Consider the following 26,197-nt stretch of genomic DNA (forward strand, 5'->3'; position numbering starts at 1 on the left):
TCCAGAGTCATGTTCGGAGAGGAGAATGAGCGAGTCCTTCCTCAGGGAGCCCCAGGTCGAATTGTTTTTTCAGGCCTATTTCGTGGGATTGGCGATTGGGCATCTGCCATTTTTCTTCGAGTTTGGCCTTATTGGGTTGTTCTGGAGGTTTATCTTTTCGCTGCCATTCGTTTTTGTATTGTTTATTTTCTATCGCATTAAGTTTGCCGAAATAAATTCACGGCCAATTTTGTGGTCTTCCATCGTTTTTATGGGAATTTCAGCGTTGATTGCAGTTGCCCTATTTCTGCTGTCGGATATTGGCGTCCAGGATATCACGCTGAGGGAGCTGACCTTATTGTCCTTTTTGTTGGTGATTTCCCTGCCTTCGGTTCTGGTTTCATGCATTTACTTCGTGGTCATGATCACGCTGCAGTCAAGGAAGCGAAGCGTCGGATAGATCGTCAAGGGAGCAGTCACGGTCGCTAGTAGCGATTGAGACTTGTCGGCTTCTGAAAAGCAGAAGAGTTGGCCACAATGAGATGATGGAAATCATCTCAGATTACCGATTTTTTCCGATCGCACAGTAGTCGCCCTAATCTATCGCGACAGCGTCGCTCCAGAAATGATTGCGCATTCATCTACGACAGAGCATGAACGGCAACGTCTTCCCGGCCGCCCGCTTCCATTCTAAGTGACGCCCCCAGACCTCTCACGCCGCCCCAAACACCCGCCGGAAAATCGTATCGACATGCTTGGTATGATACCCAAGGTCGAACTTCTCGCGAATATCCTCCTCGGACAGCGCAGCCCGAACTTCCGCATCGGCGAGCAGCTCTTCCAAGAAGTCCTTGCCCCGTTCCCAGACCTTCATGGCGTTGCGCTGCACCAGGCGGTAGGCGTCCTCGCGGGAGGCGCCGGCCTGGGTCAGGGCCAGGAGAACGCGCTGGGAGTGGACGAGGCCGCGGAATTTGTTGAGGTTCTTCTCCATGTTCTCAGGGTAGACCAGCAGCTTTTCGATGACGCCGGCGAGACGGGAGAGGGCGAAGTCGAGGGTGACTGTGGCATCCGGGCCGATCATGCGTTCGACGGAGGAGTGGGAGATATCGCGCTCGTGCCAGAGGGCGACGTTTTCCATGGCCGGCATGGCGTAGGAGCGGACCATGCGGGCGAGGCCGGTGAGGTTTTCGGTCAGCACCGGATTGCGCTTGTGCGGCATGGCCGAGGAGCCCTTCTGGCCGGGCGAGAAATATTCTTCCACTTCCAGCACTTCGGTGCGCTGCAGGTGGCGGATTTCGGTCGACAGGCGCTCGATGGAGGAGGCGACGACGCCGAGGGTGGCGAAATACATGGCGTGGCGGTCGCGCGGGATGACCTGCGTCGAGACCGGCTCGGCCTTCAGGCCAAGCGCCTCGGCGACATGCTCCTCGACGCGCGGATCGATATTGGCGAAGGTGCCGACGGCGCCCGAGATGGCGCAGGTCGCGACTTCCTCGCGGGCGGCGACGAGGCGCTGGCGGCAGCGCTCGAATTCGGCATAGGCGAGCGCCAGCTTGACGCCGAAGGTGGTGGGCTCGGCGTGAATGCCGTGCGAGCGGCCGATGGTGACGGTGTCCTTATGTTCGAAGGCGCGGGTTTTGAGCGCTGCGAGCAGGCGGTCGATATCGGCAATCAGGATATCGGTGGCGCGCACAAGCTGGACGTTGAAGCAGGTGTCGAGCACGTCTGATGAGGTCATACCCTGGTGGACGAAACGCGCATCCGGGCCGACGATCTCGGCAAGGTGGGTGAGGAAGGCGATGACGTCATGCTTGGTGACGGCCTCAATCTCGTCGATGCGGTCGACGTCGAAGGTGGCCGCGCCGCCCTTTTCCCAGATCGTCTTTGCTGCCGATTGGGGGATGACGCCGAGTTCGGCCAGCGCGTCGCAGGCATGCGCTTCGATCTCGAACCAGATGCGGAATTTGGTTTCGGGAGACCAGATGGCGACCATTTCGGGGCGGGAATAACGCGGGATCATGGGCGGCTGCCTTCACTTCAAGAGATTTGAGCGTTTCGTTTTTACGCAATTCCAGACGGAAAACCGCGGGGCGCTTTTCCTGGAATTGCTTCAGTGCCCCTGTAGCAAAGACGGGCGGCAATCTCAACGCATGCGTTTGGCAAGATGATAGCTGCTGGCGACAAGGCAGACGGGACCAAGCGGCAGGAACAGGCGAAGACCGATCACTAGAAACTGGTAGACGGCGCTGATGCTGGTGAAGACGAATTGAAAAGCCCAGACGACGCTGCCGAAGGGCGCGTGCCAGCGCGAGTAGAAGAGCCGGTATTCCATGGCGAAGAGGAAGGCGGTCATTGCGATCGTGGCGGCCGTCAGCGTCACGAAAAAGGCGGCAAACCGCGCCTCCGCCGGCCTGCCATAGGCAAAGAAGCGGGCGACCGGCAGGGCGAAGGGCCAGGCGAAAAGGCCGCCGGCGAAATAGAGCACGGCGACCTCGGCAAGCCGGCTCGTCTGCAGGCCGTTGCGGAGGTAAAGACCGAGCATGGCGGAGGCGAGCATCTGCGCGCCCCAGAACAATGCGCCGGCAATCAGATCGGGGTAGGGCGGCCACGCAGCTCTGAGACGATCCCTGCTGGGGCGATCTGTCCTTGAGCGATCCGGGCTCGGGCCATCCATCTTTGGGCGATCCTGGTTCAGGGATGAACCGGAACGGCGATCCAGCGTCCGTTCCTGTCGGCGTCGAAGGCGAGGATAAGGGCGATGTGAATCTGGTTTCCGGCTTCCGGCTGATAGACCATCGCGCCGCCGATCCGGTATTCCACAGAACAGGCGCGGTCGGCCGGGACCGCGGTTGCTTGCCGCGCTGCCTGGCGGTTCGGAGCGCCTTGCTTCTCGATCATCTGCAGGCTGAAGCCGAGGACCCGCTTGTCGACCGACGCGCAATCCTTCGGGGTCGGCACCGGCATCTCACCGAGCGAAAGCGTATAGGGCGATTTCGGCGGACCGTCGGTCGCAAGCGTGGTGTAGCGGATGGTCTTCGAGGGAGAGCCGAGTTCGGTCGGCGGATTGAAGGCGGCGATCAGGCCGGGATTGGTCAAGAGATCGTATTTGTCCATCTGGCTGCGCGCCGCCGTCAGGTTCTGCCGCCGCGCCTTGGAGAGATTGGCGTCCTTATCGGTCATCTCGGTGTGGAAGGGCGTGCCCTCGAGATACTGGCCGCTGTCGGTATCGACGAAATAGGTGTTGGAGTAGGGAGCGCCGCCTTCCTCGATGCCGAATTCCTGAAATCCGAACACCTTGCCGTCGGCGGAAAAGCCGATCGGCTGGATATTGGCGATATCGCCGGCCAGTGACAGGCCGGGCAATGCAGCGGCAAGCATGCCGCCGATGAGTAGACGCTTCATCATGCTCGTGCCCCTTCGGCTGCCTGACGCAGATCGGCGACGGTCCGGCGATAATCCTCGACCGTCGCGCCCTTGAAAATCGCCGAGCCGGCGACGAGAACGTTGCCGCCGGCCTGCGCGATTGCCGGCACCGTTTCCACCGTGACGCCGCCGTCGACCTCGAGTTCGATCGGCCGATCACCGATCAGTGACTTCGCAGCTGCGATCTTGGCCGCCATCGCCGGAATGAACTTCTGCCCGCCGAAGCCGGGATTGACCGACATGATCAGGATGAGATCGACATCGTCGAGCACGTTTTCGATGACGCTGAGCGGTGTTGCTGGATTGAGCGTCACCCCGACCTTCTTGCCGAGATTGCGGATGGTCTGCAGCGAGCGATGCAGATGCGGCCCGGCTTCGGCATGGACGGTGATGCGGTCGCAGCCGGCCTTGGCGAAGGCTTCGAGATAGTCGTCGACCGGCGAGATCATCAGATGGCAGTCGAAGGTGGCGGAGGTATAGGAGCGCAGCGACTTGATGACATCGGGGCCGAAAGAGATATTCGGCACGAAATGCCCGTCCATCACGTCGAGATGGATCCAGTCGGCGCCGGCGGCCGTGACGTTGCGCACCTCCTCGCCGAGCCTGGCGAAATCCGCCGCGAGAATCGAGGGGGCAATGCGAATGGGCAGCGTCATCAAATCTCACTCCATATGGGCTGCCATTTGACCGTGGCGCCGGAATTCAAGGCTGGCGCGCCGTCGCTCATTGCGTCGGCGCGGCCGGTGGAAAAAAGCCGTTGCCCCGCCATTCGAGCAGGCGGTAGGGGTTTTGCGAAAGTTCGTGCGCGGCGGTGAAGGCAATAGTGCCGACCGGTGTCTGGAATGTTGTGCCCACCAGTGCGTCCTGGAGAGGCTTGCCGGCCGCAGCGGCGGCTTCCACTGCCTGGCCGGCAATCAGTGCCGCTGCCAGCGACGGCAGGACATAGCCTTCCGGCTCGATGCCTTTGGCGCGCAGCGCGTCGGCCGCAGCAATGCTTTCCGGCAGAACGGCGTATTCGGGCAGGGCGACGGCGCGCACGCCTGCATTGAGCGGCAACGGCTGGTCGGCGGCGCGCATGGCATCGCCGCTGAGAATGGAGAGCGGGATGTTTTCCGCCATGGCGTCATGGGCGACGATGGCGACATCGTTGCGATCGCCGCCGATGAAAACCCTGGTCGCACCGGCCCGTTTCAGGCGGCGCACGAGAGCGATCTGCTGCTCCTGTCCCGGCCGGTAGGTATCGGTAAAGACCGGCTTCAAGCCGTTCTGTTCCAGCGCATTGCGTACCGCTTCCGTCAGTTCGCGGCCATGGATGGTGCCGTCCTCGATCAGCGCGATCGGATCGGCGGCCCAATCCTTCAGGATCACTTCGATGATCTTTGCCGCCTCGGTGCCATCGGCGGGCGCCAGGCGGAACAGCGGCCAGCCGTTCTTCAACGCATCCTCCATCAGAATGCGGGAGCGCGCCGAGACGGTCAGCGCAGGAATGTTGGCATCCTTCAGCTTCGGCAGCGCGCCTTCCAGCGTCTCGCTGCAGAGAAAGCCGACCGCGACCTGCACCTTGGCAGCGACCAGCGCATCGGCAACCGCAGCACCGCTATTGTCCTCGCAGGTCTCGTTGATGGCGACGAGGGTATTGCCGGATTGCTGGATCTCGAAACCGGCGCCTGCGGCAATCTGGGAGCCCAGCAAAGCGAGGGGGCCATTCTGAGGGGCGACGACGCCGATCGTCACGCCGGCCGCATGGCCTTGCGCCGCCGCTCCCAGCAGCGCCAGAAAGGCTGCTATGCCACGCAGGTTGATCATGAAAGGCGGAGATCCCTAAGCCATCGTCCATGCCCTTTTATCCGCAAGGCCGCGATCGTCAAAGAAAAACAAGCGTGAAGCAGTGCTTTTCACCGGTCCTATTGTAGAAAAGGTAACCGATGCTCGCCATATTGGCGCGATAACAAGTCGATCCATGCAGAAACGCACGGGAGAAGCAGGTGTTGAACAGGCAGCATATCGACCCCAGTCTTTATCGAGACGCCATGAGCCGTTATGCCGGCCATGTGCAGCTCGTGACGACGGCGATGGGCGAGTTGCGCCGCGGCGTCACCATCACCGCCGCCTGCTCGGTCTCGGATAATCCAGCCTCGGTGCTGATCTGCCTCAACAACACCAATCCGAAGAACGAGATCTTTTTCCGCAGCGGCGTCTTCGTGCTGAACACGCTCGGCGCCCATCATCAGGGCGTTGCCGACGCCTTTTCCGGGCGGACGTCGCTTGCCGATAGCGAGCGTTTCGCCAGCGCCCGTTTCGAGACGCTGGTCACCGGCGCACCTGTGCTCGCCGATGCGCTCGCAGCCTTCGATTGCCGGGTGACCGACATCAAGGAAATGCCGACGCACAATGTCATCTTCGGCGAGGTCGCGGCTGTGCGCTTCAGTGAAAAGCACCCGGCGCTCATCTATATGAACCGGGATTATCACGCGCTGTGATGGCCGCCACGGCCGGGATTTCGAGGGATTAGAATGGACACTGCCGGCATCGAGGAAATGTTTCAGGGGCTCGGCCCGGTCACGGTCAAGCGCATGTTCGGCGGCAAGGGCATCTATCATCTCGGGCGCATCATCGCGCTCGAAGTACGTGACGAGATGCTGTTGAAGGCGGACGAGACGAGCGCCCCTGAATTTGCTGCCGCCGGCGCTACGCAGTGGAGTTATGAGGGCAAGAAGGGCAAACCGGTGAAGATGCCCTACTGGTCGATCCCCGACGAGGCTTACGACGATCCCGATCTGATGGCGAAATGGGTGCGGCTTGCCTATGAGGCGTCGCTGCGCGCCGATAGCTGACCGCGTTCGGTTGAGGGCAGGGCTGCTATAGCCGCCTTGGTGAAGGCCGACAGCGGTTGCGGCAAATCCGTGAGGGGAAACCAGCCGAAATCCGAGAGCTTGTCCGGTTCGGTCAATTGCGGCTCGCCCTCGACGTCGCAGGCGAGATAGAGAAGCGAAATCCAGTGCTGGCGGTCGGTATCGATGATCTGTTCGGTCATGCCGATCTTCTCGATCCGGCCGATCTTGAGGCCGGTTTCTTCCTCGGCCTCGCGGCGCGCAGCTTGCTCAGCCGGCTCCATGTGATCGACCTTGCCCCCGACGATATTCCAATAGCCGGCTTCCGGTGGGCGCAGGCGTTTATACAGAAGTATCTTGGCGTCGCGCATAATCACCACGCCAACGCCGAAACCCGGAAAATCGAGACCGGGTTTACCCATTGGATGTTCAGAGCTTGGCGCTGCCGGCGATCAGCATGAAGGCGGGGATATCGTCGCCGAAGCCGACCGGGGTCGGGCCGTCATCATGGTCGCGATGGCGGCGGCGGTCGCGGCTGTCGTCATTTGCCGGATAAGGCCGGCTATTGCGCGCATTGTTTTGCGGCTTCTGCTCTGCTTTGCGCTCGTTCTTCACGATGTCGGCCTTTACTGGTGCTGCTTGGATCACGTCTACGCCATTATCCTGGATGTCGTTATCAGATTTATGACCTGTGGCGCTGCGATTGCCGCGTCCGCGCCCACGATCCCTCTCACCGCGTTCGCCCTTTGCGCCACGCTCGCGGCTGTTGCGCCGCGGGCGCTCGCTATCGGCGCCTTCTTCTGCCGGCGGCAGGGAACTCACATCACCGCTCAACCACTCGACCTTTTGGCCGATCAGCTTTTCGATCGCATCGACGAATTTGGTGTCGCGCTTGGTGACCAGCGTGAAGGAGGCACCCGAGCGGCCGGCACGACCGGTGCGGCCAATGCGGTGGACGTAATCCTCGGAATGGATCGGCACGTCGAAATTGAAGACGTGGCTGACATCGGGAATGTCGAGGCCGCGGGCGGCGACGTCGGAGGCGACCAGCAGCTGGAGATTGCCGTCACGGAAGCTCTGCAGCGTCATCGTGCGGGAGCGCTGATCCATGTCGCCATGCAGGGCGCCGACGGAGAAGCCGTGGCGCTCCAGCGACCGGAAGAGATCGGCGACATCCTTCTTGCGGTTGCAGAAGATGATGGCGTTCTTGAGTTCGGTCTGGGCGCGGACGAGTTCGCGCAGAACCGCACGCTTCTCGTAATCCTTGCCGTGCGAGGCGACGAAGCGCTGCGTCACTGTCGCTGCGGCCGATGCCGGCTTTGCCACTTCGATGCGCTCGGGATTTTGCAGGAAACGGTCCGCAAGCTTCTGGATCTCCGCCGGCATGGTTGCCGAGAAGAACAGCGTCTGGCGGGTGAAGGGGATCATCTTGGCGATGCGCTCGATATCGGGAATGAAGCCCATGTCGAGCATGCGGTCGGCCTCGTCGATGACGAGAATCTCGACGCCGCTCATCAAAAGCTTGCCGCGCTCGAAATGGTCGAGCAGGCGGCCTGGCGTGCAGATCAGCACATCGGCGCCGCGCTCGAGCTTGCGATCCTGGTCCTCGAAGGAAACGCCGCCGATCAGCAGGGCGACGTTGAGACGGTGGTTCTTGCCGTATTTTTCAAAATTTTCGGCGACCTGGGCGGCGAGTTCGCGCGTCGGCTCGAGAATCAGCGTACGGGGCATGCGGGCGCGGGCGCGCCCCTTTTCCAGAAGCGACAGCATCGGCAGAACAAAGGATGCCGTCTTGCCAGTGCCCGTCTGCGCGATGCCGCAAATATCGCGGCGCTCGAGCGCAAAGGGAATGGCTCCCGCCTGAATAGGCGTGGGGATCGTGTAGCCCGCGTCGGTAACAGCGGATAGCACTTTTTGGCTCAAGCCAAGGTCAGCGAATGTCGTCAAAGGGAAAACTGTTTCCGTTTCGGTTCGGCCGAGCTCTGAACGAGTCGGCGGGATTGCATGCCGCAATGCAGCGCGACATAGCCCCGAATGGCCGGCAAGTCAAGAAATAGAGAGGCCTCACCCGGTACAGAGTGAAGCGATGGTTACCTCAGCGCTGTTACTTAATATAGGTGGCGAGTTTAAGTCCGGCATTCATGAAATATACTGGATCGACTGCGTGGCCGTCCTGGCGCACCTCATAGTGCAGATGCGTTCCCGTCGAGCGGCCGGTGCTGCCGGCAAGGCCGATGACGTCGTTGCGGTCGACCGTGTCGCCGACCTTGACCAGCACTTGCGACATATGGCCGTAGCGCGTCGAAATGCCGTTGCCGTGATCGACCTCGACCATGTTGCCGTAACCGCCGGTCCAGCCGGCTGATATGACCTTGCCAGGCGCCGAGGGGCGGATCTTCTCGCCAGGCGAGAAGCGGAAATCGATGCCGGAATGCAGCGCGAGGCGGCCGAGGAAAGGGTCGCGGCGATTGCCGAACGGGCTGGTGACGTCCTTGCCGATGGCCGGATTGCGGAAGGGCAGGGATTCGGCGGTGCTGCGCACGGCCTCCAGCCGGGTCAGCGCGCCGTCGAGCGCTGCCAGCGAATTGTTGAAGTCGTCGTTGCTTTCAGGCTCGACATAGGGGCCGCCGACGGCATCGTCGTCTTGCCTTGCCGCAGTCTCCTCCGGCACCGGGATCTTGAAGCGGGTCAGCACGGTGCCGATGGCGTTGGCGGCATTGCCGGCGTCGCTCGTCAACTGCTCGACACGGTTGCGCTGGTCCTGTTCGACACCCTTCAGCGACAGCGTCACGTTGGAGAAGATGCGGTCGGCGCGGTCGCCGACCGTCTCGGCGGCCGGCACATAGGCAAGCGTGGAATTGTCCGGTGTCGCATCGGCCGGGGCGCCGCTCGCCAGCTGTTTCTCGATCGCCTGGATGGCGCCACCGGTCAACGACGCGCGCTTGTCTTTGAGATCAGGGGCATAGGACTGGACGGGCGAAGACGGGGCAGGCAGGGCGCCGTCCTTTTCCGTCAGGCCGGAGCTTTCGGCGCGGTCGAGCAGATTGTCGAGCTTGCCATGGCGTGAGGTCAGCGCCATCTGCTGTTCCATCAGCTTGTCCACCTTGTCCTCGACCACCTGCTGGTCGAGCAGCTGCCGGGAGGTGATGCGATCGACCTGGGCGCGGAGGGCGGCGATGCGGTCTTCGTAGTCGTGCTGCATGCGGGCTTGCCGGGCCATGGTGGCGCCGATCAGATCGTCGCGGAGCACGAGATAGGAGGTGGCGAGGAGATAGCCGATCGAGAAGGCGCCGACGAGGCAGAAGGCAAGGGCTGCCATCCACGGCCGAACCGTCATATGGCGGACCTTATCGCCGCTGGCGAGGATCAGGATATGTTCCTGCTCCCGCCTGCCGAATACCCGGTGCTGATGTCCGCTGTTCACGCAGGCTCTCCCAATTGATGCACTACGCCTCTTTCGGAAAATTAGACACGTTTATGGTTAACGAATGCTTTCTTTGTCGCTGTCCGTGTAGAAAATACCAGCGATTTCAGGCATGGCTGATCGATGCCAGCGAGCGGTAGAAGGACGGCGTCAGCCCGGCCTCGGCGCGGGCGAGATCGTTGAAGGGCGGCTTCAGCGGCCCGCGGAAATTGGCGCGCACCAGCTCCTGGAAGGCCTTTGCCGGATCGCGCTTCTCCCGGGCGCAGAGAAATCGGAACCATTTGGCGCCGACAGCGACATGGCCTTTCTCGTCGTTGTAGATGACGTCGAGAACCGCGGCACTTTCGAGATCGCCGGTCTGGCGCATCTTCGCCTGCAGCGACGGCGTGACGTCGAGGCCGCGGGCTTCGAGAATCAACGGCACCACGGCAAGCCTTGCCGTCAGGTCGTTGCGCGTCGAATGGGCCGCCTGCCAGAGCCCGTCATGGGCGGGGAGATCGCCGTAATCGGCGCCGAGATCGTTGAGGCGGGTGCGCACCATGCGGAAATGCTTGGCCTCCTCGAAGGCAACCTGCATCCAGCCGTCGAAGAAGGAATTCGGCACCTGTTCCGTGGCGAACCGCGCGACGATATCGAGCGCCAGATCGACGGCATTGAGTTCGATATGAGCGATGGCATGGAGCAGGGCGATCCGGCCTTTCAGCGTATGCAGCGAGCGCTTTTCCACCTGGGTCGGCGGCGTCAGCAGCGGCCTGTCGGGACGGCCGGGCCTATCCGGCAATGCTGCATCGAGCGGCGAGCGCAACGACACCCGGCGGGCAAACCAGCGGGTGGCGCTTTCCTGCGCAAGCGCCGTCTTGCGGTGGAGATCGGCGGAGCAGATGGCATCGATGGCGCCGCCGCGCAGTGAGCTTATCGCGAAATTCCCGGTCACGCGGCCAGATTCCGCACCGCCTCGAGCACGGTTTCGGCATGGCCCTGCACTTTCACCTTCTGCCAGATGGTGGCGATCGTGCCGTCCTGGCGGATGAGGAAAGTGGTGCGTTCGACGCCCATGAAGTTGCGGCCGTACATGCTCTTTTCCTTCCAGACGCCATAGGCCTGCAGCGTGGTCTTTTCCTCGTCCGAGGCAAGCGCCACCGAAAGACGGTGCTTTCTGACAAATTTGTCATGGCAGGCGGCCGAATCGGGCGACATGCCGATGACGACCGCACCGGCCGCCTCGAACTCGCCTGCCAGCGCGGTGAAGGCCAGTGATTCGGCGGTGCAGCCTGTCGTATCGTCCTTGGGATAGAAGAACAGGACGAGCGGCCTGCCGTGGAATTCGGCCAACGAGACGCGGCCGCCGCCGTCGCGGGGAAGGTTGAAATCAGGAGCCGTGGCGCCGATGCCTGGAACCGCCATTAGGAAAACCTTTCTTTTGCCGGGTTTGTGGATGACACTTTCTCTCCCCGAATTATATAGTGGACGGAAACCCGTCCAGCATGGCCGGGTTCAATTCTTCACTTAAGGGAGAGCCCGAAGGCGCATGTCAGCCATCCGCGGCGAAAAGGTCACGTTTCGCAAGAAGGATATCGTTGCGCTGGACCGCTTGCCGTCCGCCCAGGCCGAGGATCCGATCATCGTTCATTGCCCGCCGCCGCGTTCGCCGATACGACGCACGGCGAAGCTGAGCTTGGGATTTGTGGGGCTGATCCTCCTTATTTTCGCGGCGATCATCTTTACCGTCGAGAGCGGCATGTTCGACAAGCCGCTGTCGCAGCAGGCGCAGGCGGCGTTGAACGGCGTGGCCGGGCCGCGTTACCACGCGGAGGTCGGCTCCACCGTCATCCGTTTCACCTCGGATTTCCGACTGGCGCTGGAAGCGCGCAACGTCAACATGATCGATGAGCAGAGCGGCCAGCACCTGTCGACGACGGGTTCGGTACGCCTGGGGCTCGATCCGCTGCAGCTCTTCCGCGGACGTATCGCCGTCACCGACATCGAAGCGGACGATATCGCGCTCGATACCGCGCTTCTGCCCTCCGGTAATCCTCTGACGCTCGACGATCTGCGCATCGACGCCATGCCGGCGGCGATGGAAAAGATCTTTTCGCAGTTCGATATGTTCGACAGCGTCGTGACGCGGGGATCGACCAGTTCGGTGCGTATCTCCGGCATAAACATCAAGCTTGCCGATACCGCCAACGGCCCGCTGTCGCTGGTCGTCGACAATCTCGTCTTTGCCCATGCAGGCCCATCTTCGCTGCAATTGAGCGGTGAGGTGGCGCTGAACGGCGAGGTGGCGTCGCTGGATGTGCTGGCCGAAAAGGAAGCCGGCCATATCTCGAAGGTCGTGGCGACGCTCAAGCATGCCGATCTCACGCCGTTTTCGCTGAAACGCAACGATCAAGGCGTGATCCGGCAGGGGCTCAGCGCCTTTGCCGACCTGACGGTGTCGGCCACCCGGGGGCGCGATGGCGTGCAGGCGGCGCTTGCGGCGACGGTCGATATCGATCCCGGCCTGATCTATGCGGATGGCGATCCGCAGGAGCTCTCGGGCGGGCAGATCAACCTCGTTTATGATTTTGACAAGCAGACGCTCGAGATCGCTCGGTCGAACGCCCGGTTCGGCGCCACCACGGTTCCGATCAACGGCGCGCTGATCGATCTCGACAAGCTCGATCCGCAGGCCGGCAAGGGCTTCGGTATCGATCTGCTGGTCAGCGGCGGCATGGCAGCCCCCAGCGGCTCCGGCGAGCAGCCGCTCTCCTTCGATATCCAGGCGACCGGGCGCTACCTCGTCGCCGGGCGCGAATTCCTGTTTCCCAACATGACCGTCTCCAGCCCGCTCGGCGCGCTTTACGGGGCACTGCATATCAGGCTCGGGGGCAAATCGCCGGAGATCAGCTTTGCCGGCCAGTCGGCACAGATGCAGACGACGGCGATCAAGCAGCTCTGGCCGTTCTGGATGGCGCCCAAGGTGCGCACCTGGGTACAGGCCAACCTCTTCGGCGGCACCGTCACAAACGCTGCCATCTCCGTCTTCATTCCCTTCGGCAGACTGGACGAGGCAGCCGGCGGCAAGGGGTTGAAGCTCGACGCCAACCAGATCCGCATCGGCTTCGACATCGCGGACGCGCGGATGAACGTCGCCGGCGACATCCCGCCGGTTCGCGACATGGCGGCCCATTTCGACCTGACCGGCCCGGTTGCGACGATCGCAATCAAGAGCGGCACCTCGTTTTTCCCCTCCGGCCGGTCCGTCGGCCTCGGGCAGGGTACCTTCATCCTACCCGCCACCTACGACAAGCCGCTGATGGCCGATATCGATCTGGTGATTTCCGGGACAGCGGATGCAGTCGGCGAGCTTCTGACCTACAGGCCGATCCGGGTGTTGCAGCGCGCCGGCTTTACGCCCGACGATCTCAAGGGGCGAATCGAGGCGAATGTGAAGGCGCATTTCGGCCTGCTCTCCTCGCAGAACCCGCCGCCGGCCGAATGGACGGCGGCCATGAAGCTCACCGATATCGATCTTGCCAAGCCGTTTTCCGGCCGAACGATCAGCAATCTCAACGGCACGCTGAACGGCAATCCGAAACAGATCACCCTCGATGCCAAGGCCCAGATCGATGGCGTCCCGGCCGATATCGATCTTGCCGAACCGGTCGAAGCATCCGACAGCGCGAAGCGGCAGAGGGTGATCAGCGCGACGCTTTCGGAAGAGCAGCGCAACAAGTTGATCCCCGGCCTTGCCGGCATCGTCGGCGGCAGCGTGAAGATGGTGCTGACGCGGATCGACGACGACCGGCAGGATGTCCAGCTCGAGCTTACCCGGTCGCAACTCGACCTGCCGTGGATCGGCTGGTCGAAGGGCAGTGGCATTGCAGCTTCGGCCGAATTCGAAACCTCCGGCCCGGCCGACAATACCCAGATCAAGAACTTCCGGCTGAAAGGCGATGGTTTCGGCGCCGCCGGATCGCTGAATATCGGCAAAAATGGGCTGATCTCAGCCGATTTCGACAGCGTCAAACTCTCCTCGCTCGACGATTTCGCCCTGTCGGTGAAGCGCAGCAAGGGCAATTTCGACGTCTCGGTCTCCGGCGACAGCGCAGATGCGCGGCCAGTCATCGCGCGGCTGAAATCCGGCTCTGGCGATGGCGACGGTGGCGGGGATGCCGGCGACGCCGGCGTATCGGTGCGCGCCAGGCTGAAAAACGTCATCGGCTTCAACGATGAGAAGATCGGCAATTTCCAGGCGCAGGTGTCACTGCGCGGCGACAAGCTGCAGGCGCTGAATTTTTCCGCCGTGACCGACAGCGGCGAGGCCGTGGTCAGCCAGATGAAGGACGGTGGCGTCATCAACATCACCAGCGGCGATGCCGGCGCGGTCTCGCGTTTTGCCGATCTCTACAAGCATATGCAGGGCGGCCTGCTCAATCTGGCAATCAGGCTTTCGGCACAGGGCGGCTGGGACGGTTCGCTCGACGTGCGCCGGTTCTCGATCGTCAACGAACAACGGCTGCAGTCGATCGTCTCGACGCCTGTGGGCAATGAGCAGCGTAGCCTCAACGAGGCCGTCAAGCGCGACATCGATACCTCGTCGCAACGCTTTCAGCGCGGCTTTGCCCGCGTCGTCTCGCGCGATGGCATGGTCGGCATCGAGAATGGCGTGCTGCGCGGCGACCAGATCGGCGCGACCTTCCAGGGCGTGGTGCGAGACCGCAAGGGCAATATGGACATGACCGGCACTTTCATGCCGGCCTACGGCCTCAACCGGCTGTTTGCCGAACTGCCGCTGATCGGCGTCATCCTTGGCAATGGCAGCGACCGTGGCCTGATCGGCATCACCTTCAAACTCACCGGCAAATTCGACCAGCCGAACCTGCAAATTAACCCGCTGTCGATCATCGCGCCGGGTGTATTCCGGCAAATCTTCGAATTTCAGTGAGGCGGGGCCGAGAACCTAAATCTCCTTGCGCCTGAGGAGATAGTCGAGGCCGCCGACGCGGTACCAGCGATAGCCATAGGCGTCGAGCACGACGGTATGAAAGCCTTTCTCGTCCGCCTCGCTGCTCCCGCCATCGGCAATATCGATCAGCTGTCGCCCGTCTTCGCCTCTGTCCGGATCGAAGGTGACTTCCGCCGGCTGCGCATGCAGATTGTGCAGGATCAACACGGAATTGCCGCGCCAGTCGTAACGAAGCGCCAGCACGCCGTCGTCACCCGTGTCGACCACGGAGAAATCGCCCCAGCCGATCTCCGGGGCTTCCTTGCGCATCCGGATCATCCGTTCGGTCCAGTTCAGCAACGAATTGGGATCGCGCCGCTGTACGGCAACATTGACATGCTGGAAACCGTAGGGGCCGTCCTTGATGACAGGCGAGACAGGCTTTCGACTTTTGGTGAAACCGCCTTCCGGTTCCGTCGACCACTGCATCGGCGTGCGGGCGCAATTGCGCTCCGGCAAGGCGAGATTGTCGCCCATGCCGATCTCGTCGCCGTAGCGGATGACCGGCGTTCCGGGCAGCGAGAACAGCAGACTGTAGGCCATCTCGATCCTGCGACGATCGCCGCCAAGCATCGGCGCCAGGCGACGGCGAATGCCCCGGTCATAAAGCTGCATGTCTTTTTCTGGCCCGAAGGCGGCAAAGACCGCGTCGCGCTGTTTTTCCGACAGCCGGCCGAGATCCAGTTCATCATGGTTGCGCAGAAACAGCCCCCATTGGGCGGTTGCCGGGCGCGGTTTCGTCGTCTCCATCGCCTTCTTCAGCGGTCGCGTATCGGCACTGGCCAGAGCATAAAACAGCGCCTGATTAACCTGGAAGTTGAACATCATCTGCATGCGGTCGCCATCATCGCCGAAATATTCGAAATTGTCCTTCGGCAGGATGTTGGCCTCGGCGAGGATGATGGAATCGCCGAGCCGCCACTGCAGGAATTCGCGAAATTTTCTCAACATGTCGAATTGTTCGACCGGCTTGCTGACATCGGCGCCTTTCCTAGCGATGATGAAGGGGGCGGCATCCATCCGGAAGCCGGAGACGCCGAGCTGAATCCAGAAGCCCATGATCTTGAGGATTTCTGCCTGCACCTCGGGATTGGACGTGTTGAGATCGGGCTGATGATCGTAGAAGCGGTGAAAATAATAGGCCTTGGCCTTCTCGTCATGGGTCCATGTGGTTTTCTGAACGCCAGGGAAGACCATGCCCTGATCGGCATTTGCAGGCTTTTTCTCAGACCAGACGTACCAGTCGCGATAGCGTGACTGCGGATCGCTCCTGGCCTCCTGAAACCAGGTATGGTCCTTGGATGTATGGTTAATCACCAGATCGATCAGTACGCGGATACCGCGCTGCTTGGCGCCGTGGGTGAATTCGACGAAGTCGCCAAGCGTGCCATAACGCGGATCGACATTGTAATAATCCGAGACGTCATAACCGTCGTCGCGACCGGGCGAAGCCTGGAAGGGCATCAGCCAGATTGCCGTGACGCCAAGGCCGGAGAGATAGTCGAGGCGGCGCATCAGCCCCTGAAAATCGCCGACACCGTCACCGTTCGCATCCATGAAGGTCTCGACCGAGAGGCAGTAGATGACAGCGTTCTTATACCAGAGGTCGTTAATCATGCCGGCGCTCCAATCCAATCTGGTCGCAAATCCCGGCGGGCGGAAAAGGTTCCGAGAAAGCGCTGATTGTCGTGCGGCTGGTTCGCTAATTCCGACTTATACTGACAAGTCCGACATTGATGCTTTGCCTATTTTAGGTAACTCTGATGTAATGTGGATGCCGGCCCGCAAAACGGTCGGCGTAAATGTCGGAGGATGCCATGCCATGCGCTCGGACAGTCTCTTTCCTATCGGTCGCAGTGATTGCTGCCGCAGCCGGCCAACAGGCTTCACATTCCGCAGAAAAGAGCGAGCGGTTGAGGTCGCCGGAGCTCGTCCGTTCCGCCCATGTGCTGACGGTTCCTCTCGACGCGACGGTGACGCCGCCGACCTTCTCGATCAGCTGGTGGTCACGCGTGACGCGCACGCCAGACGTCAATCCGCCTCCCTATGTCTTCCAGGAGGCTCAACGAACGGACGTGATATCTCGGCCTGGAATTGAGTGAGGGTTGCGCGCCAACTCAGGAATTGGGCAAAGAAAAAGCCGGAGCGGACGCCGGCTTTGATATCCGTTCGAAACTGAATCCGCTTACGCCGCGCGGCGGATCAGGATGTGCTTCTTCTTGCCGAGCGAGAGTTTGATGACGCCGTCGGCGGTGATTTCGCTGCTGCCGATCAGACGGCGCTCGTCGCTGACGGCCTCGTCGTTGATGCGCACCGCGCCACCCTGGATGTGACGGCGAGCCTCGCCGTTCGAGCCGGCAAGACCAGCACGGACCATCAGCGACAGCAGGCCGATGCCGCCGTCGAGTTCGGTGCCAGGGATGTCCACGGAAGGCAGGTTTTCGGCGACGAGGCCTTCCTCGAAGGTCTTGCGCGCCGTTTCGGCGGCCTGATCGGCGGATTCTCGACCGTGCAGGATCGCGGTCACTTCGGTCGCGAGGATCTTCTTGACCTCGTTGATCTCCGAACCGCCAAGCGCCGAGAGACGGGCGATTTCATCCATCGGCAGTGTCGTGTAGAGCTTCAGGAAGCGCGAGACGTCAGCGTCCTCGGTGTTGCGCCAGTATTGCCAGAAATCGTAGGCCGAGAGCATGTCGGCGTTCAGCCAGATAGCGCCCGTCGCAGACTTGCCCATCTTGGCGCCAGACGACGTCGTCAGCAGCGGCGATGTCAGTGCATAAAGCTGCGGCGTCCCCATGCGGTGACCGAGGTCGATACCGTTGACGATGTTGCCCCACTGGTCCGAACCGCCCATCTGCAGACGGCAGTCATAACGCTTGGCGATCTCGACGAAGTCGTAGGCCTGGAGGATCATGTAGTTGAATTCCAGGAAGGACAGCGACTGTTCGCGGTCGAGGCGCGTCTTCACGCTGTCGAAGGACAGCATGCGATTGACGGAGAAGTGCTTGCCGACATCGCGCAGGAATTCAAGATAGTTCAGCGAGCGCAGCCACTCGGCATTGTTGATCATCAGCGCGTCCTTCGGACCGTCGCCGTAGTTCAGGTAATTGGAGAAGGCGCGCTTGATCGAGGCGATGTTGCCTTCGATCGTATCCACGGTCATGAGCTGGCGCGCCTCTTCTTTGAAGGAGGGGTCGCCGACCATGCCGGTGCCGCCACCCATCAGCGAGATGGCCCGATGACCGGTCTTCTGCATCCAATGCAGCATCATGATCTGGATCAGCGAGCCGGCGTGCAGGCTGGGCGCCGTCGGATCGAAGCCAATATAAGCCGTCACGGTTTCCTTGGCGAACAGGTCGTCGAGGCCGCGTTCATCGGAGACCTGATGAATGAAGCCGCGCTCTTTCAGCGTGCGGAGGAAATCGGACTTGAACTCGGACATGGCTTTCGTCTCTTGGTGTCTGCGCTTGACCTATATGGCTTCACGCAAGTTCGTTGTTGTTGATCTGTCGCGGCGCGTTTAGCACTGTTTTTATAAAAGTGCATCCGGGAATCGCATGGGAGGCAAGCCGCATGGATGTCATCAGAACCGCGATCGGCCTGATGAGCGGCACGTCGATGGACGGAATCGACGTTGCGCTGCTCAGAACCGACGGTCGCGGCTTCATCGAGCATGGGCCGTTCATGGGGGTGCCCTATGACGCCGATTTTCGTGAGCGGCTGAAACGGGCGCTGGAACTGGCGCGGCCGCTGACCGACAGGAACGAGCGGCCCACTGAGCTTGGCGAGATCGAGCATGAGCTTACCCAACGGCATGCAGTTGCCGTGACGGCATTCCTGGAGCGTTTCGGGTTGACCGCCGGTGATATCGACGTTCTTGGCTTCCATGGCCAGACGGTGCTTCACCGACCCGACGAGGGGCTGACGATCCAGATCGGCGACGGCGAGGAATTGGCGCGCCGAACCGGCATATCGGTGGTTTATGACATGCGGGCCAACGATATGGTTCACGGCGGCCAGGGCGCGCCGCTGGTGCCTGCCTATCACGCAGCGCTCGCGGGGAAATTCCAGCCGGCGGGACAGGCGGTGTGTTTCGTCAATATCGGCGGCATCTCCAATCTGACCTTCATCGGTACGGACGGCCGGATATCGGCCTTCGACAGCGGTCCGGGCAATACGCTAATCGACCAGTGGGTGGAGATGCAGGCCGGCAAAACCTATGATCCTGGCGGCGAGATCGGCGGACGCGGCAGGGTGGCCGCCGCTCTCGCGGACCGATATCTGGAAAGCCCGTTTTTTCGCGGCAATATCCGCCGTTCGCTCGATCGCGGCGATTTCGCGCCGCTGCGGGTTGGGGAGGCGAGCCTTGAGGACGGCGCCCGGACGCTGGCGCATGTCGCCGCCGCGTCGATCGTCAAATCCGCCGGTTTTCTGCCCGAAACGCCGTCGACCTATATCGTCTGCGGCGGCGGGCGGCTGAACGGCACCTTGATGGCGGAGTTTTCGGCGATGGCCGAAGCGCTGGGGTCGAAGGTATTGACCGCCGAAGAGGCCGGCTTCGACGGCGACGCGATGGAGGCCGAGGCCTGGGCCTATCTCGCCGTCCGCTCGCTGGACGGGCTGCCATTGACATTTCCCGGCACGACGGGGGTCGGCGCTCCCGTCAGCGGCGGGGTGCTGGCAAGGCCATGAGCGAGAGGGTCATCCTGAAGACGCCGCGGCTCCGCTTCGTCATGTGGGATGAAGGCGATGCGATGCTGGTGCAGCAGCTGCATTCAACGATGGCGACGACCCGATACCTTCCAGGCAATGCGCCGTGGAGCCGCGAGAAGGCCGAGGAGCGGCTGCGGGGCTGGTTCGAGGAGCAGGCACGCGATGGCACGACCAAATACAAGCTTCTTGCCGAAGACGGCAGCTTCGTCGGCCGCGCCGGCATTTCGCGTTTCAGGAGCGAAGAATTCGAACTCGGTTATTCCCTGTGCGAGGCGGCGTGGGGCAAGGGCCTGGCAACGGAAGCCGCAAGCGCGCTGGCCGCCTGGTTCTTGGAGAGGCGGTTTGCATCAGGCTTCATCGCCTTCACGCATCCCGAAAACCTCGCTTCGCAGCGCGTCCTTGCAAAGATCGGCATGCGCGAACGCGGGCCGATCCTTATCGATGGCGTGCTTGACACGGCTTTCGAACTCACCGCCGATATGCGGACGGTAAAGATCTAACTCTTTACGGCGACCGGCCGGACATTGGACCCGCGCCCAGCCTGGTTGCCATCCTCGACGCCCCTGACCTGGGCGATGAACGAGAACTTCTTGCGAAGGCCGAGGATCGGCTTCTCGATGAAATGCCAGGACAAGACTGCGACGGCGAGGGCCGAGGGCAGGCCGACGAGATAGAGCGCCAGCGCACCATATTTCGGATAGAGAAACACCGAGGGAAACGCGCTGATCCAGATCTGCAGGAACGGATCATGGTAGAGGTAGACGCCGTAGGAATAATCGCCTTTCCTGAAAAAGGCTGGAATAGGCACCTCCGACAGACCGATGAAGACGGTGATATAGACAAGGGAAGTGATGACGATCGGCCGGTTGATCACCGATTCCACAGCCCGGCTGTCGAGGGTGAGAATGGCGACGAGGCAAACCAGGCAGGCGGCGGCGAATAGCCAGCGGGAATACGGAATGACCGCTTTGAACTGAAAGACGACGATGCCCATCATGAACGCCGTTATCAGCTGAGAGCCTCGGCTCATGAACAGGAAGCGCGCGATCGGCTTGATCGAGCCAGGGAACAGATAGGGCATCTTCTGCACGATGAGGCCGATGACGATATAGGCGGCCGTGACGGCGAGCAGCTTATAGCGGGTCTTGACGATGGCGGTGACCATCAGGACCGACATGATGATGTAGCAGAAAATCTCCCAGGGAACCGTCCAGAGCGCGCCGTTGACACGCTGGCTCGGATTATCCTGGAAAACACCCGGCAACTCGTAATGGATCCAGCCGAGGATATTCAGGAAGTATTTGAAAAATCGCGGGTCGGTAAAATATTCGGAGTGATAGACGATCGTTATGATCGGCCCGATGATCAGCGAACAAACGACGATATCGACGGCAAGCGCCGGGACGATGCGCAAGCCGCGATTGATCAGGAAATTCCGCAGGCTCAGTCGCTGGGCGCTGCCGGCGATCAGAAATCCGCTCAAGGCGAAAAACATCGGAACAAGAGCGTATTCGGTAAACCAGAATACCGACCCCCTGATGAAGGCATCACTCCTCGTCAGCAAAAAGGAATGGGTCAATACGATAGAAAAGGCGAGCCCAATTCGAAGAAAGTCGAACCCCGGACCGATACCCCTATACTTATCCAGGACTTCCCCGAACGACTTGGTCATTGCGGACCTCGCTTTAGTTAGGATCGCGAGGAACCTACCGCACTGCAATATAGATTGCAACACGGTAGGTGATCTGTTCCGGCACAAAGGGGCCTGTGGTGTCCCGGACCGGTTCCGCTTGGGGACGACCGGCTCTGCTTGCGGCGTTAGCGGATCCGCTTGGCCGCCGGCTCCGGCACCAGTTCGCCGTTGAGGCGGCGGTCGAGGTAATCCTCGCATTCGCCCATCAGCGTTTCCACCTGGCCGTTGAAGAAGTGGTTGGCGTTGGAAACGGTGCGATGGGTAATCAGAATTCCCTTCTGAGTCTTCAGCTTCTCCACAAGGCCGTTGACGTCTTTTTCCGGCGCGACCTTGTCGGCCTCGCCGTTGATGATCAGGCCGGAGGAGGGGCAGGGCGCCAGGAAGGAGAAGTCGTAGGTATTCGGCTGCGGCGAAATCGACATGAAGCCTTCGATCTCCGGCCGACGCATCAGCAACTGCATGCCGATCCAGGAGCCGAAGGAATAGCCGGCGACCCAACAGGTCTTAGAATCGGGGTGCAGGCTCTGCACCCAATCGAGCGCCGAGGCGGCATCCGAGAGTTCGCCAGCGCCGTGGTCGAATTCGCCCTGGCTGCGGCCGATGCCCCGGAAATTGAAGCGCAGCGTCGTGAATCCGCGCTTCTGGAACATGTAGAAGAGCTGATAGACGATCTGATTGTTCATCGTGCCGCCGAACTGCGGATGCGGATGGAGAATCAGGGCGATGGGCGCGCTTTTTTCCTTGGAGGGCTGGTAGCGGCCTTCAAGACGGCCGGCTGGGCCGTTGAAAATAACTTCGGGCATTGGTACTCCGGGTTTTATTTCGCGTTCGCGCGGCGTCGGACGACAACATGACTTGACTAGTGTTGTCAGCTTTTCTAAAACGCAGTTTAGAACAATTCGAAACTTGCATGGCGATCCACGCATCGTGAATGTGTCATAAGGCAAGCCCGGCGGAAATTTCAAGAAAAATGAACCGCGGCTGCTAAAGCAAGCTCGTCAAGCGCAGGACTGAAGATCATGGCGCCGCCACGCCTTTATCTCGACTGGAATGCCACAGCGCCTCTGCACCCGGCAGCACGCGCGGCGATCATGCGCGCCATCGACATATTCGGCAATCCGAATTCCGTTCACGGCGAAGGCCGTGCCGCCCGCGCCGCAATCGAATGTGCGCGGCGCAAAGTGGCGGCAATGGTCGGCACCGACGCCGGCAATGTGGTCTTTACCAGCGGCGCCACCGAGGCCGCCAATCTGGTGCTGACACTGGATTTCCGCATGGGCCGCACGCCGATTCAGCTCGGCCGCCTCTATTTTTCGGCAATCGAGCATCCGGCGGTGCGCGAAGGCGGCCGCTTCGCCAAGGAGAAGATGACCGAGATCCCGGTCACTTCAGCTGGCATCGTCGATCTCGATGCGCTCGGCGCGCTGCTCAATGCGCATGACAAGGCCGCCGGCCTGCCGATGGTCGCGGTCATGCTCGTCAACAACGAGACCGGCATCGTCCAGCCGGTGGAGGCGGCGGCAAAGATCGTCCACGCCCATGGCGGGCTCTTCGTCGTCGACGCCGTTCAGGCGGCCGGCCGCATCGGGCTTGATATCGGCAAGATCGGCGCCGATTTCATGATCGTTTCCTCGCATAAGATCGGCGGGCCGAAGGGCGCTGGTGCGTTGATTGCCCGTGGCGAGGCGCTGATGCCGCGGCCGCTGATCCAAGGCGGCGGGCAGGAGCGTGGTCACCGCTCAGGGACACAGAACTCACTGGCGCTGATCGGCTTCGGCGCGGCGGCGGAAGCCGCGGCCGACGAACTCGAGGCGCGCAATGCGGAAATCGGCGCTCTGCGCGAACGGCTTGAAGCCGGCATGCGCGATGCGGCATCCGATGTGATGATCCATGGCGAGGGCGGCGAGCGTGTCGTCAATACGATCTTTTTCACTCTGCCAGGGCTGAAGGCCGAGACCGGGCAGATCGCCTTCGATCTCGAGGGCGTGGCGCTTTCGGCAGGCTCGGCTTGCTCATCCGGTCGGCTCGGCGAAAGCCATGTGCTGACGGCGATGGGCCGCGACGCCAAGCTCGGGGGCTTACGCATTTCTCTCGGCTTTTCGACGACGGAAGAGGATGTCGACAGGGCGATTGCGGCTTTCGCGAAGATCGCCTGCCGGCGAAGGTCGGCGGGCGAGGCGGCCTGACCGCGTCATAAACTTGCGGAAACGCAAATTTCCGCTTGCCAATCGGGCTGAAAAGTCCCTTTTGGCCACCTACATCAGGGTAAGAGGTTGCTCTGCATCAGGGCAACGGATTGCCCTCATATCAGGGCAACGAATTGCCCGACATCAGGGGCAAGAGAATTGCCCATGCGTTACAAGCTGCCGGACCTTGTATCCGGCGAGATTGGAGAACGAAATGGCTGCCGTGCAGGAAACGATCGACCAGGTCCGCCTGATCGATGTCGACCAGTACAAATACGGTTTCGAGACCGTCATCGAAATGGATAAGGCGCCGAAAGGCCTGTCCGAGGATATCATTCGCTTCATTTCGGCCAAGAAGCAGGAGCCGGAGTGGATGCTGGAATGGCGCCTCGAGGCTTATCGCCGCTGGCTGACGCTGGAAGAGCCGAACTGGGCGCGCGTCGACTATCCGAAGATCGATTTCAACGACATCTATTATTACGCCGCGCCGAAGAGCACGCCGGGTCCGAAATCGCTCGACGAGGTCGATCCGGAGCTGTTGAAGGTCTATGAGAAGCTCGGCATCCCGTTGCGTGAGCAGGAGATCCTGGCCGGTGTCGAGAGGCCGAAGATCGCCGTCGACGCGGTTTTCGACAGCGTCTCGGTCGTCACCACCTTCAAGGCAGAGCTGAAGAAGGCCGGCGTGATCTTCATGTCGATCTCGGAAGCCATCCGCGAATATCCCGATCTCGTCCGGAAATATCTCGGTTCGGTCGTGCCGACGACGGACAATTATTACGCGACGCTGAATTCGGCGGTCTTTACCGACGGTTCCTTCGTTTTCGTGCCGAAGGGCGTTCGCTGCCCGATGGAGCTTTCCACCTATTTCCGCATCAACGAGAAGGGCACCGGCCAGTTCGAGCGCACGCTGATCATTGCGGAAGAGGGCGCCTACGTCTCCTATCTCGAAGGCTGCACGGCGCCGCAGCGCGACGAAAACCAGCTGCATGCAGCCGTGGTCGAACTCGTGGCGCTCGACGATGCCGAAATCAAGTATTCGACGGTGCAGAACTGGTATCCCGGCGACAAGAACGGCAAGGGCGGCATCTACAACTTCGTCACCAAGCGCGGCGATTGCCGCGGCGACCGCTCGAAGATCTCCTGGACGCAGGTCGAAACCGGCTCGGCGATCACCTGGAAATATCCGTCTTGCATTCTGCGCGGCGATGACTCCAGAGGCGAGTTCTATTCGATCGCGGTCTCCAACGGCCATCAGCAGATCGACAGCGGCACCAAGATGATCCATCTCGGCAAGAACACGTCGAGCCGCATCGTCTCCAAGGGCATCGCCGCCGGCGTGTCTAACAACACCTATCGCGGCCAGGTTTCGGCTCACCGCAAGGCGTCGAACGCGCGCAATTTTACCCAGTGCGATTCGCTGCTGATCGGCGACAAGTGCGGCGCCCATACGGTGCCTTACATCGAGGCGAAGAATTCGACGGCGCAGTTCGAGCATGAAGCGACGACCTCGAAGATCTCCGAGGACCAGCTGTTCTACTGCCTGCAGCGCGGCATCCCCACAGAAGCGGCGATCGCGCTGATCGTCAACGGTTTCGTCAAGGAAGTGCTGCAGGAACTGCCGATGGAATTCGCGGTCGAGGCGCAGAAACTGATCAGCATTTCGCTGGAAGGTAGCGTCGGCTAAACACGGTCTCCGTCATCCTCGGGCTTGTCCCGAGGATCTGCTGCGGCCAGAGGACAAGGATGACTGGTTTCGTCTATATGATGTCCGACAAGCCACGGGGCGTGATCTACACGCGTTACCAGTGATTTGCACGGTCGCATATGGGAGCACCGCAACGAAATCCAGAAGGGTTTCACGCAGAGGTACAGCGCAAAAAATCTCGTCTGGTTTGAGTACCATCCGAATATCGTGTTGGCGATCCAGCGAGAGAAATCTCTGAAGCGCTACCTGCGTGAATGGAAAATCAAGCTCGTCGAGGAGCTCAATCCGACCTGGATCGACCTTTACGAGCGGATCGATGAAATTGAGAATGTCTATCGACCGCATCCCAATACGCGGGAGTGGAGCGATTATAATTGAAGGCTTAGATCCTCGGGACAAGCCCGAGGATGACGGATCGAGACCGGTGCGAACGGTCAATCGGGCGGCCCTTGAAACCGCTGTATGAATAGGAACCAAAGATGCTTGAAATCAGAAACCTCCATGCCCGCATTGCCGAAGACGGCACCGAGATCATCCGTGGCCTGAACCTGACGGTGAAGGCGGGCGAAGTTGCCGCGATCATGGGGCCGAACGGCTCCGGCAAGTCGACGCTCTCCTACGTGCTGTCCGGCCGCAGCGACTATGAAGTCACCGAGGGCGACATTCTCTACAATGGCGAGAGCATTCTCGAACTCAATCCGGCCGAACGCGCCACCAAGGGCATCTTTCTCGCCTTCCAGTATCCTGTGGAAATTCCGGGTGTCGCCACCATGCAGTTCCTGAAGGTGGCGATGAACGAGCAGCGCAAGGCGCGCGGCGAGGACGAGCTGACGACGCCGGATTTCATGCGCCGGGTCAAGGATGCGGCTGGAAAGCTGCAGATCAATACCGAGATGCTGAAGCGGCCGCTCAACGTCGGCTTCTCCGGCGGCGAGAAGAAGCGCGCTGAGATCCTGCAGATGGCGCTGCTGGAGCCGAAGCTCTGCGTACTCGACGAAACCGATTCCGGCCTCGACATCGACGCGCTGAAGATCGTCGCCGACGGCGTCAACGCGCTGCGCTCGCCGGACCGCGCCGTCGTGGTCATCACCCACTACCAGCGGCTGCTCGACTATATCGTGCCGGACACCGTCCACGTGCTCTACAAGGGCCAGGTGATCAAGTCGGGCGACAAGACGCTGGCGCATGAGCTTGAGGCCAACGGCTATGCCGACATCATCGGCGCGGCGGCCTGAGTTCGGGTGGAAAGGACG

25 protein-coding genes are annotated in these 26,197 nt (G+C 61.2%); 11 read left to right on the forward strand and 14 right to left on the reverse strand.

Translation table 11 applies throughout. The annotated features are described in order from the left end of the window. Positions 1-25: 25 nt before the first annotated feature. Positions 26-439, forward strand: a complete 414-nt coding sequence (locus tag GR197_RS24630; RefSeq protein WP_164014278.1) for a hypothetical protein — start codon at positions 26-28, stop codon at positions 437-439. Between the two features lie 252 nt (positions 440-691). Here GR197_RS24630 and purB read toward each other — a convergent pair whose 3' ends face one another. The 5 genes from purB to GR197_RS24655 all read right to left on the reverse strand — a co-directional run bounded on the left by purB (position 692) and on the right by GR197_RS24655 (position 5,208). After that, on the reverse strand, positions 692-1,999 hold the full coding sequence (gene purB / locus GR197_RS24635; RefSeq protein WP_164014280.1) for an adenylosuccinate lyase: 1,308 nt from the start codon (positions 1,997-1,999) through the stop codon (positions 692-694). Between the two features lie 123 nt (positions 2,000-2,122). Further along, positions 2,123-2,653, reverse strand: a complete 531-nt coding sequence (locus tag GR197_RS24640) for a hypothetical protein (RefSeq protein ID WP_164014282.1) — start codon at positions 2,651-2,653, stop codon at positions 2,123-2,125. A gap of 17 nt (positions 2,654-2,670) precedes the next feature. Next, positions 2,671-3,384: a DUF2259 domain-containing protein gene (locus tag GR197_RS24645; protein WP_164014284.1), complete on the reverse strand. Its 714-nt coding sequence runs from the start codon at positions 3,382-3,384 to the stop codon at positions 2,671-2,673. Next, on the reverse strand, positions 3,381-4,058 hold the full coding sequence (gene rpe, locus GR197_RS24650) for a ribulose-phosphate 3-epimerase (RefSeq protein ID WP_164014286.1): 678 nt from the start codon (positions 4,056-4,058) through the stop codon (positions 3,381-3,383). The genes GR197_RS24645 and rpe overlap by 4 nt, the downstream gene beginning before the upstream one ends. Before the next feature lie 67 nt (positions 4,059-4,125). Next, positions 4,126-5,208: an ABC transporter substrate-binding protein gene (locus GR197_RS24655; protein ID WP_164014288.1), complete on the reverse strand. Its 1,083-nt coding sequence runs from the start codon at positions 5,206-5,208 to the stop codon at positions 4,126-4,128. A 179-nt stretch (positions 5,209-5,387) separates the two neighbouring features. On the opposite strand from GR197_RS24655, the gene GR197_RS24660 reads away from it, so the two are divergent. After that, complete coding sequence (locus GR197_RS24660) at positions 5,388-5,882, forward strand: flavin reductase (protein ID WP_164014290.1); 495 nt, start codon at positions 5,388-5,390, stop codon at positions 5,880-5,882. Between the two features lie 33 nt (positions 5,883-5,915). Further along, on the forward strand, positions 5,916-6,236 hold the full coding sequence (locus GR197_RS24665) for a TfoX/Sxy family protein (protein WP_164014291.1): 321 nt from the start codon (positions 5,916-5,918) through the stop codon (positions 6,234-6,236). On the opposite strand, the gene GR197_RS24670 is transcribed toward GR197_RS24665, so the two are convergent. From GR197_RS24670 to GR197_RS24690, 5 genes are all read right to left on the reverse strand, one after another. Then, positions 6,206-6,655 (reverse strand): NUDIX domain-containing protein, encoded by a 450-nt coding sequence (locus GR197_RS24670; protein WP_164014293.1) that lies wholly within the window; start codon positions 6,653-6,655, stop codon positions 6,206-6,208. The genes GR197_RS24665 and GR197_RS24670 overlap by 31 nt on opposite strands. A 7-nt stretch (positions 6,656-6,662) precedes the next feature. Further along, positions 6,663-8,180 carry a DEAD/DEAH box helicase gene (locus tag GR197_RS24675; RefSeq protein WP_164014295.1) on the reverse strand — a complete coding sequence of 506 codons (1,518 nt, stop codon included), beginning with the start codon at positions 8,178-8,180 and terminating at the stop codon, positions 6,663-6,665. A gap of 157 nt (positions 8,181-8,337) precedes the next feature. Next, positions 8,338-9,657, reverse strand: a complete 1,320-nt coding sequence (locus tag GR197_RS24680; RefSeq protein WP_164014297.1) for a peptidoglycan DD-metalloendopeptidase family protein — start codon at positions 9,655-9,657, stop codon at positions 8,338-8,340. 106 nt (positions 9,658-9,763) lie between these two features. Then, the gene (locus tag GR197_RS24685; protein WP_164014299.1) at positions 9,764-10,591 is read right to left on the reverse strand and encodes a DUF455 family protein; all 828 of its coding nucleotides are present in this window, start codon (positions 10,589-10,591) and stop codon (positions 9,764-9,766) included. Further along, complete coding sequence (locus GR197_RS24690) at positions 10,588-11,061, reverse strand: peroxiredoxin (protein ID WP_164014301.1); 474 nt, start codon at positions 11,059-11,061, stop codon at positions 10,588-10,590. The genes GR197_RS24685 and GR197_RS24690 overlap by 4 nt, the downstream gene beginning before the upstream one ends. A gap of 124 nt (positions 11,062-11,185) precedes the next feature. Here GR197_RS24690 and GR197_RS24695 point away from each other — a divergent pair, with 124 nt between their 5' ends. Next, a complete protein-coding gene (locus tag GR197_RS24695; RefSeq protein WP_164014303.1) occupies positions 11,186-14,587 on the forward strand; it encodes a DUF3971 domain-containing protein in 3,402 nt (1,133 codons plus the stop codon). A 15-nt stretch (positions 14,588-14,602) separates the two neighbouring features. Here GR197_RS24695 and GR197_RS24700 read toward each other — a convergent pair whose 3' ends face one another. Then, positions 14,603-16,264, reverse strand: coding sequence for an alpha-amylase family protein (locus GR197_RS24700; protein WP_164014305.1), 1,662 nt, complete (start codon positions 16,262-16,264; stop codon positions 14,603-14,605). 200 nt (positions 16,265-16,464) lie between these two features. On the opposite strand from GR197_RS24700, the gene GR197_RS24705 reads away from it, so the two are divergent. Next, positions 16,465-16,749 (forward strand): hypothetical protein, encoded by a 285-nt coding sequence (locus tag GR197_RS24705; protein ID WP_164014307.1) that lies wholly within the window; start codon positions 16,465-16,467, stop codon positions 16,747-16,749. Between the two features lie 83 nt (positions 16,750-16,832). Here the strand turns inward: GR197_RS24705 and tyrS are convergent, their stop codons facing one another. After that, positions 16,833-18,089, reverse strand: a complete 1,257-nt coding sequence (gene tyrS, locus GR197_RS24710; RefSeq protein ID WP_164014309.1) for a tyrosine--tRNA ligase — start codon at positions 18,087-18,089, stop codon at positions 16,833-16,835. Positions 18,090-18,220: 131 nt separating this feature from the next. Here tyrS and GR197_RS24715 point away from each other — a divergent pair, with 131 nt between their 5' ends. Both GR197_RS24715 and GR197_RS24720 read left to right on the forward strand, forming a co-directional pair. Continuing rightward, entirely contained in the window at positions 18,221-19,339 is a 1,119-nt protein-coding gene (locus GR197_RS24715) for an anhydro-N-acetylmuramic acid kinase (RefSeq protein ID WP_164014311.1), read from the forward strand. Then, complete coding sequence (locus tag GR197_RS24720) at positions 19,336-19,860, forward strand: GNAT family N-acetyltransferase (RefSeq protein WP_164014313.1); 525 nt, start codon at positions 19,336-19,338, stop codon at positions 19,858-19,860. Before GR197_RS24715 ends, GR197_RS24720 begins: the two co-directional genes overlap by 4 nt. Here the strand turns inward: GR197_RS24720 and GR197_RS24725 are convergent. Together GR197_RS24725 and GR197_RS24730 are read right to left on the reverse strand one after the other, a co-directional pair. Beyond that, positions 19,857-21,032, reverse strand: a complete 1,176-nt coding sequence (locus GR197_RS24725; RefSeq protein ID WP_164014315.1) for an acyltransferase family protein — start codon at positions 21,030-21,032, stop codon at positions 19,857-19,859. The genes GR197_RS24720 and GR197_RS24725 overlap by 4 nt on opposite strands. Before the next feature lie 146 nt (positions 21,033-21,178). Then, a complete protein-coding gene (locus GR197_RS24730) occupies positions 21,179-21,856 on the reverse strand; it encodes an alpha/beta hydrolase (RefSeq protein WP_007629230.1) in 678 nt (225 codons plus the stop codon). 216 nt (positions 21,857-22,072) lie between these two features. Between GR197_RS24730 and GR197_RS24735 the strand changes: the two genes are divergently transcribed. From GR197_RS24735 to sufC, 4 genes are all read left to right on the forward strand, one after another. Then, positions 22,073-23,239 (forward strand): cysteine desulfurase family protein, encoded by a 1,167-nt coding sequence (locus tag GR197_RS24735; protein ID WP_164014317.1) that lies wholly within the window; start codon positions 22,073-22,075, stop codon positions 23,237-23,239. 214 nt (positions 23,240-23,453) lie between these two features. Continuing rightward, on the forward strand, positions 23,454-24,923 hold the full coding sequence (gene sufB / locus GR197_RS24740; RefSeq protein WP_164014319.1) for a Fe-S cluster assembly protein SufB: 1,470 nt from the start codon (positions 23,454-23,456) through the stop codon (positions 24,921-24,923). A gap of 231 nt (positions 24,924-25,154) precedes the next feature. Further along, positions 25,155-25,322, forward strand: coding sequence for an endonuclease (locus GR197_RS32500; RefSeq protein WP_246724679.1), 168 nt, complete (start codon positions 25,155-25,157; stop codon positions 25,320-25,322). Positions 25,323-25,423: 101 nt separating this feature from the next. Further along, entirely contained in the window at positions 25,424-26,179 is a 756-nt protein-coding gene (gene sufC, locus GR197_RS24750) for a Fe-S cluster assembly ATPase SufC (protein ID WP_164014321.1), read from the forward strand. Positions 26,180-26,197: the final 18 nt, after the last annotated feature.

This window comes from Rhizobium phaseoli (genome assembly GCF_010668805.1).
Classification (GTDB): domain Bacteria; phylum Pseudomonadota; class Alphaproteobacteria; order Rhizobiales; family Rhizobiaceae; genus Rhizobium; species Rhizobium phaseoli_A.